The 8,172-nt window shown below is 37.8% G+C and carries 10 protein-coding genes; 8 read left to right on the forward strand and 2 right to left on the reverse strand.

All coding sequences use genetic code 11. The features are described 5' to 3' along the window. Positions 1-723, forward strand: a 723-nt coding sequence (locus tag AC075L_RS05300) for a rhodanese-like domain-containing protein (RefSeq protein ID WP_476387292.1), incomplete at its 5' end; no start/stop codon positions are given. Between the two features lie 119 nt (positions 724-842). Here the strand turns inward: AC075L_RS05300 and AC075L_RS05305 are convergent. Next, positions 843-1,526 carry a Crp/Fnr family transcriptional regulator gene (locus tag AC075L_RS05305; RefSeq protein ID WP_476387293.1) on the reverse strand — a complete coding sequence of 228 codons (684 nt, stop codon included), beginning with the start codon at positions 1,524-1,526 and terminating at the stop codon, positions 843-845. Positions 1,527-1,636: 110 nt separating this feature from the next. On the opposite strand from AC075L_RS05305, the gene AC075L_RS05310 reads away from it, so the two are divergent. From AC075L_RS05310 to trxB, 7 genes are all read left to right on the forward strand, one after another. Then, a complete protein-coding gene (locus tag AC075L_RS05310; RefSeq protein ID WP_476387294.1) occupies positions 1,637-2,557 on the forward strand; it encodes a hypothetical protein in 921 nt (306 codons plus the stop codon). An 85-nt stretch (positions 2,558-2,642) separates the two neighbouring features. Beyond that, on the forward strand, positions 2,643-2,969 hold the full coding sequence (locus tag AC075L_RS05315; protein ID WP_476387295.1) for a hypothetical protein: 327 nt from the start codon (positions 2,643-2,645) through the stop codon (positions 2,967-2,969). Positions 2,970-3,088: 119 nt separating this feature from the next. Next, on the forward strand, positions 3,089-3,289 hold the full coding sequence (locus tag AC075L_RS05320) for a 4Fe-4S binding protein (RefSeq protein WP_476387296.1): 201 nt from the start codon (positions 3,089-3,091) through the stop codon (positions 3,287-3,289). Beyond that, positions 3,286-3,870 (forward strand): 4Fe-4S binding protein, encoded by a 585-nt coding sequence (locus AC075L_RS05325; RefSeq protein ID WP_476387300.1) that lies wholly within the window; start codon positions 3,286-3,288, stop codon positions 3,868-3,870. The genes AC075L_RS05320 and AC075L_RS05325 overlap by 4 nt, the downstream gene beginning before the upstream one ends. Before the next feature lie 98 nt (positions 3,871-3,968). Beyond that, on the forward strand, positions 3,969-4,742 hold the full coding sequence (locus AC075L_RS05330) for a DUF134 domain-containing protein (protein ID WP_476387297.1): 774 nt from the start codon (positions 3,969-3,971) through the stop codon (positions 4,740-4,742). 330 nt (positions 4,743-5,072) lie between these two features. After that, positions 5,073-5,396: a thioredoxin family protein gene (locus tag AC075L_RS05335; RefSeq protein ID WP_005330449.1), complete on the forward strand. Its 324-nt coding sequence runs from the start codon at positions 5,073-5,075 to the stop codon at positions 5,394-5,396. A gap of 15 nt (positions 5,397-5,411) precedes the next feature. Further along, entirely contained in the window at positions 5,412-6,338 is a 927-nt protein-coding gene (trxB, locus tag AC075L_RS05340) for a thioredoxin-disulfide reductase (RefSeq protein WP_476387298.1), read from the forward strand. Positions 6,339-6,706: 368 nt separating this feature from the next. Here the strand turns inward: trxB and AC075L_RS05345 are convergent, their stop codons facing one another. Then, on the reverse strand, positions 6,707-7,924 hold the full coding sequence (locus AC075L_RS05345; protein ID WP_476387299.1) for an IS110 family RNA-guided transposase: 1,218 nt from the start codon (positions 7,922-7,924) through the stop codon (positions 6,707-6,709). Positions 7,925-8,172 lie beyond the last annotated feature (248 nt).

Below are 8,172 nucleotides of genomic sequence, written 5' to 3' on the forward strand. Positions count from 1 at the left end.
GGCAGTCAGGGAAGCTCCGTTATCAAAGTGTTTGATATGACAGCAGCCACTACAGGTATCAATGAAACCAATGCTAAAAAGTCAGGGTTAGAGGTAGATACAGTAATTCTTTCTCCTATGAGTCATGCCGGTTACTATCCTGGTGGAAAAGTGATGACCATGAAGGTGGTTTTTGAAAAAGAGACTTATCGTTTGCTTGGCGCTCAGATTATTGGATATGAAGGAGTTGATAAACGTATTGATGTGCTGGCAACAGCGATCCATGCAGGGCTGAAGGCAACCCAGTTGAAAGATCTGGATCTCGCATATGCACCGCCTTATTCCTCTGCAAAGGATCCTGTAAATATGGCCGGCTTCATGATAGACAATATAGCAAAAGGGACCTTAAAACAATGGCATTTGGAAGATATGGATAAGATTTCTAAAGATAAAAATGTGGTGTTGCTGGATGTGAGGACTGTAGGTGAATTTAACAGGGGGCATATGAATGGATTCAAAAACATTCCTGTAGATGAACTAAGGGAACGTATCAATGAAATTGAGAAAGGAAAGCCTGTGTATCTGATATGCCAAAGTGGTCTGCGCAGTTACATTGCCAGCCGTATTCTGGAAGGAAATGGTTATGAAACATACAACTTTTCCGGTGGATTCCGCTTCTATGATACAGTGGTTAATGACCGTGCGCTGATAGAAAAGGCATATGCATGTGGTATGGATTATTAAAAAATAATCACAATATTTTTATAATTTTCTCGTAGCATAAAAAGATCCCCCATTTATTAGAATGACTTTCATAATTCTGATAAATGGAGGATTCTTTTAGATGTTACAGAAAAACAGTTTTATGATCTTTGTAGTGTTTCCAGTCTTTTCGAATCCAGGATTGTGATTTTGCCGCGGGAGAGTTTGACGAGTCCTTCGCCTTGAAAGTATCGAAGCATTCGAGTGATAACTTCCCTGTGGGAACCAAGATGATTAGCAATCGTCTCATGAGTGATTTTCAATTCATTTGTTCCTTCGATAGAGGTCTCTTCTAAAAGAAATGAAGCAACACGCTTATCCAAACTCTTCCACATGATTTGTTCAATCAGCCACATGACATCAGAAAAACGGGTGGCTATTAACTCATTGGTATAGTTTGCGACGGGAGCAGATTCCTTCATAATGTCCTTATAGATTTCAGCAGGGATGATCCAAAGATCAGTATCTTTTTCTGCTTCAATGGTTACTTCAAATTGAATGGAGCGTATGATACATGAGGCGGATAAAAGACACATATCCATATCGAACAGACGGTAAAGTGTAATCTCTCGTCCTTCATCTGAAAGTATGTAGGTTCGAAGCTGCCCGGATTTAACCAGTAATAATCCAGTACAGTCCAGGTTTCCGTTGTGAATGATCGTTCCTTTTTTTACATCCCGTGTGATTAAATTGTCTGAAATTATTTTTTTCTGTGCTGTATTTAAGTCATTCCATAGTGGAAAATAATTTTCGAAGTTCATAACAGTTATCTCCTTTACGAACATAGTATACTTGCTTTTTTTAGATGCGTCAATTAAATAATTGACATATGCCATAAATAAAAATATACTGATTATAGTACATGACTTTTGTAAATATGAAGGAGGGATAAATAATGCAGGGAGATGTCAGTTTTACATTTTTGGACCGAATTGAAGAAGTAGAACTGAATGTTGTAGACAGACGATGGCAGTCTGCACTGGCATTGGCATTGACTTTGCCAGATATTTGCGGAGGTATTGCTTTCCCGGAAATTGTTAAACATTATCGAGATGGCCGGGTTATGCTTGATCGGCAAAAAAAACCGACCCGTGATGTGGGAACCCAGTATATCCGTTGGTTTGATGAATATGCAGGGGACCACTTTAAACTATCTCAATCCGATGAAAAGCCATATATTTGCGGAGAACGCTGTTGGCAGCTCCGGTGTGAATATCTTCATCAAAACAAAGGATTTTTAAATGATGAAAATAATATACACTTTCATCTAGGATTAAACTGTGGAATGTCAGTTTGTCAGTTGGACAGTATGAACATACAGGAGAACAGCATTGATATTCGTATAGACATAGAACAGTTTTGTCTAAGAATGTGCAAGGCAGCAAAGAGTTACTATGATAAAGTTAATTTGGAAAAAGATTTTAGTCTCTATAATACACCAGTTTTGGATTTTATTCAGATAACACAAAAAAAGAAAGCTGATTCTATTATTGCACTGATCTGTGGCAATGAAAACTATGCAAAAGGATTAAAAGAAGCATTGCAGTTTATTTCAGAGCAGATCATGCTGTTTTACACACCGGAAAGCGCTAAAACAAAATTAGGAAAACATAAGCCGAATCTTTGGATTGTTACCGAAGATATGACGAGACAACTGAATCAGCCATGGCGTGCTGACAGGACAACACCTGTAATTTTAATCACAGGCAATCCTGATGCTGTTGAAATTAAAAAGGATCCTGGGAAACTAACTGTTCTTTCTATGCCATTATCGACAGTTAATTTGCGGAAAACCGTCAAAATATATGTGTCATGAGGAGAAGTTTATGCTGTATATAACATTATTATTTGCATTTATAGTTGTATATTTGATGATGCTTATGCGGAGACAAAAAGATAAGATGAGCGAAATTAAAATACAAATGGATCAACTGCGGGCACAACATGATCAATTGCAGAAAGAAAGGGATCAGTTACTAGAACAGATGAATCATCTGGAAGAGCAACGAGAACACTTGCAAATGCAAACAGACCAGGCATTTCGGAGTGCTGATGAAATTGAGAAAATTTGCGATGAGATATGGCATCATGCTAATACCATCCACCTTTATTCTTCGTTATCTGAAGAAGAAAGCAAATCTATAACAACGAAAGAAAAACAAAAAGTAATTATTAGAACAACCGAGGAGATTCTAAACATTATATATAAATATAAAGGTGGAGTATAATAAAAATATGTCATTCTAGTTATTAGCGTTCAAGGTAAATTCTTATGTAATAATATCACAGAAGAATTTACCTTTTTCAGGTACAATAGAGATACCAAATTTGAAAGGGGAACAAAGCATTGGCAAAAAGAGTAGCAAGTGTCGATAAAAAAAGATGTGTTGCCTGCGGGGTATGTGAAAATACTTGTCCGGTAACAGCGGTTAAAGTCCATTGTGGGTGCTATGCGGTAGTAGAAGAAACATTGTGTGTAGGATGCGGGAAATGTGCAAAGTCCTGTCCAGCAGGCTGTATTGAAATGAAAGAGAGGGCAGCGGTATAAAGAAAAAGAAGCATTGGTATGATTATTTATGGATATGGGCGATCATTTATTTTACTCTTGGTTTTTTTAATATTTTGTTCGCCTGGTTTGGGATGATTGATTTCCTGGTGCCGTTAGGAATAGCAATATTCGGCGGAAATAAATTTTTCTGTAATCATTTGTGTGGACGTGGCCAGCTTTTTAGCAAGCTTGGTGGAGATTTAAAATGCTCAAGAAATAAACCAACCCCGCGATGGACGAGTTCAAAATGGTTCCGATATGGCTTTTTGATATTTTTCCTTACAATGTTTGGGAATATGGTATTTCAGACATATTTAGTTGGTGCCGGAGCATCCTCCTTGCGTGAAGCCATCAAACTATTCTGGACCTTCCGTGTTCCATGGGGATGGACATACACTGCAGGAACAGTAGCTGATTGGGTGGCACAGTTTAGTTTTGGATTTTATAGTTTGATGCTTACCTCTCTGCTGTTAGGGTTGATCGTAATGGTGCTGTATAAGCCACGAACCTGGTGTACATTTTGTCCAATGGGAACAATGACGCAGGGTATCTGCAAATTAAAAAATAATGAAAATAAGTAATACCATCAGGTGATTTATAAAAGATATATGTCAAAAACATTATTGACATATGCCTTTTATAGGGCTATTATATAAAAAAAGCGAGAAAGGAGCAGTTTATGCCGAGACCAGTAAAATGCAGAAAAGTCTGTCATTTCCCACAAATTTTAGAATTTCTTCCGGCAGATGATACTGAGAAAAAAACACCCATTGTTCTGACGGTAGATGAGTACGAGACAATTCGTCTTTTGGACAAGAATGGTTATAGTCAGGAGCAATGTGCAGCATCTATGCAGATCGCAAGAACGACGGTCCAGCGGATTTACGAGATTGCCAGGAAGAAAATAGCAGATGCACTCATTGATGGACATCCACTCAGAATCGAGGGTGGGGATTTCAGAATTTGTGATGGTCAGAGCAGCAACTGCAGCTTTGGAGGATGTTACAAACAGGAAATTTACAAAAAATATGCAGAAGAAAAAGGAGAAGGTATCATGAGAATAGCAGTAACATATGAAAATGGACAGATTTTCCAGCACTTTGGACACACAGAGACATTTAAGATTTACGATGTAGAGGAAGGAAAAGTAGTAAATTCAGAAGTAGTAGATACGAATGGAAGCGGACATGGTGCATTGGCGGGAGTTCTTAATGCGTTGAATGCAGATGTTCTGATCTGTGGCGGAATCGGAGGCGGTGCACAGACAGCATTAGCGGCAGCCGGTATTAAGCTTTTCGGAGGAGTATCCGGAGATGCGGATAAAGCAGTAGAAGCTTTTATCAATGATACACTTGACTATAATCCAGATGTGAAGTGTTCTCACCATGAACACAACCACGGGGAAGGACATACATGTGGCGAGCACGGATGTGGAAGCCATAGCTGTCATTAAGAAGAATAGTAAAAAATAATAATATGAAAGGATGTGACAAGGCAATGGAGAAGTTACCGCAGCGCCTTCTTTTTTGTTATTTTCATATTGATTATTTCTTACTTGCCAAAAGTAATGAATTGAGCGTATAGTACTCCCATCTTTTTGTAACGGTCAAAGATGGGAGTATACTTAATTTATTGAGATGTGTCAATTATATAACTGGCATATGCCATAAATAGAAATAAAAAGAAGTGTAATAAAGTAAATTATCTTTTCTGTGATATCATCACTGAAGTAAGACTTTTTATGAGGTATATTAAGTTCAAACAGGAGAAGGAGTTGAAAAATATGACATCAATAAATATAAATAAAGAAAAGTTTGGACAATTAATTCATAAAGAAAAACCGGTTTTGGTTGATTTCTGGGCACCTTGGTGTGGTTATTGCCGTAGAATTGGAGCGGCTTATGAAAAAATAAGTGAAGAATACAGCGATATTCTTATTGCTGGAAAAGTAAATATTGATGAAGAACCACAGATTGCAGAAGCTGAAAAGATTGAGATAATTCCTACGCTGGTTTTATATCGAGATGGAAAGGCAATAGATTCTATTGTTGCACCTGAATCAAAAATAATGATAGAGAATTTTATTAATGAAGCATTGGAAAAATAAAAGGAGGACTGCTGTATGAATGAAAATCATGTTTACGATATGATTATCGTGGGGGGAGGACCTGGAGGGTATACTTCAGCATTATACGCAGCCAGAGCAGGATTTGATACAATTGTTTTAGAAAAATTATCTGCAGGTGGTCAGATGTCATTGACCTGGCAGATTGATAACTATCCTGGTTTTGAAAATGGAATTGACGGATTTTCATTGGCAGAGAAAATGCAAAAACAGGCGGAAAAATTTGGCGCTAAAAGTGAATATGCTGAAGTTTTTAATATGGATTTAACAGGAAAGCTTAAGAGAGTAGAAACTAGTTCGGGAATTTATATTGGGAAAACAGTAGTGATTGCTACTGGAGCAAATCCAAGAGAACTTGGTCTCGCTAAAGAAAAAGAATTGATAGGTCATGGTGTTGCTTATTGTGCCTCCTGTGATGGTATGTTTTATAAAGATAAGATCGTGGTGGTTGTTGGTGGTGGAAATTCTGCTGTATCAGATGCTGTTCTTTTAAGTCGAATTGCTAAGAAAGTCATCATTGTTCATCGAAGAGATACATTACGTGCAACGAAAATCTACTATGACCAGCTGATGAAAACTGAAAATATAGAGTTTCGATGGAACAATACAGTAAATGAACTGATTTATGGAGAACGATTGACTGGTGTGCGGTTGAAAGATACAGTTACAGGAGAAGAAAACATTATAGAATGTGACGGCCTGTTTGTGAGTATAGGAAGAAAACCGACAACAGATTTTTTAGATAATCAGATAGAACTGGATAATAAAGGATATATTGTGGCAGGTGAAAATACTGAAACGAGTATTCCAGGTGTTTATGCTGTAGGAGATGTCAGAACAAAGTTACTTCGTCAGATAGTAACAGCTGTGGCAGATGGTGCTATGGCAGTACATATGGCAGAAAAATATATGGGGAAAATGTAAAGTGAACTCCGCCTTTTGGCATAGGAATTGTTTTGTTAAATTAAATAATGAAACAGAAAATAGTCATTTTGATAGACCATATTAACTATAAATAATCAGAATTTGAATAGTGAACTTTTTACACTGAAATATGTATGATTCTAATAATGAAATGAACTTATGGGAACGTATTGCGGATACTTTGTGAACTTTATCCTGATACAATGATTATGCTGATGAAAGAAGGCGTAGATAACTGAATACAAAAAAGAGACGAAAGGGGGCTGTCCTGAAAACGTAGTTCAGCGATAACCTATAAACAAGCATTCTAAATAAGCTCGCCTTTTGGCGGGCTTATTTCCTTCTCTTAATTATACAGTTAAAGAGATTCATTTCGGCTGAATCATTACATTTACCCCTAACTTTTCTAATGTACGAATATTCCTATTGATTATCTTTTCTTGATTGATAACGGAGTAGTAGTCCGCTCCAAGATCATGATAAGGAACTTTCTCTTTTAGTATATGATAAATCGAGATTAACATGGTATGGGCTACTGCAATTAAAGCCCTTTTCCCACCTCTGCGCGCGGCAATTCTTTGATAACGGGAGTAGAGATAACTTTGCTTGTTTCGTATTCCAGCACGAGCACATTCCACCAACGTTGCTTTCAAATATTTATTTCCTTTCCGTATTCGTGTACTCATCTTTTTTCCGGCGCTTTCCTTACACTCAGGCACAAGCCCCGCCCATGAGCTGAAACGGGATTCATTTTGAAAGTGCTCCATTTCCACACCAGTTTCCGCTAAAATTCGTTCTGCACTTTTTCTTCCAATCCCAGGCATATCATCCAAAGCTTCGATTGCCCAATTTATGGATTCTGTTTTTTTTTTAATATCTGCATCTAAATCCATAATTAAAGCGGTCAGGCTTTCAATATGCCCAAGTTGATGTTTCAACATTTTTTGCTGATGTTCTGATATCCGTCCTTGTAGGGATTTCTGCATTTCTGGAATTTTATCTCTGGCTCTTCCTTCGGCAAGTTCACTTAAAACAACCGGATCTGTTTCTCCAGATACAATTGCCTTTAAAATTGTCATACCGCTTTTTCCGCTGATATCGGTAATTACACTGCTCAATTTAACATTGCAGCCTTCTAACACAGCCTGGATTCGATTTAATTCACGAGCACGTTCTTCAATTACCTCCTGGCGGTAACGGGTTATTTCTCGCAGTTCTCTTTGATCCCTATTTGGTATGTAACTTGCTTTTACTAATCCATGGCGTACCAGATCGGCAATCCACTCTGCATCTTTTACATCCGTCTTACGTCCGGGAACTCCTTTGATATGCTGCGCATTCACAACCATGATCGGTATCTGTTCTTCTTCAAATATATTATATACAGGTTTCCAATAAGAGCCCGTACTTTCCATGGCAGCCATCTCACAATCTGTTTCTTTCAGCCACGAAACTAATTGGAGAATATCTTCCGTCATTGTTGAAAACTGACGGATTTCTTTTTTTCTGACACTCGTAAAAATACAGGCTACCATCATATTTTTATGAATGTCAATCCCACAACACCGCTTATACAATACTTCCATAAAGCAAACCTCCTTCGCATAAGCCGATGCAGCTCCTTGCTTAATTGTTGGCTGTCCTGCGTCCTCATCAAAACCCGATGGAAACAAAAAGTGGTACACCTAAGGAGCTGAAAATCAGTCTGTCGGACGGGCTTGTAAGCACCAATCCCCTTCCGATCTTATTCGGCACCTTAAGTATACCACTACATAACGTATAGCTAGTATTCAGTTTTCATTTATTGTGGTGAGATTTTCTCATGATTGTCTGT

This window comes from Blautia sp. ZXY-1-B12 (genome assembly GCF_056339915.1).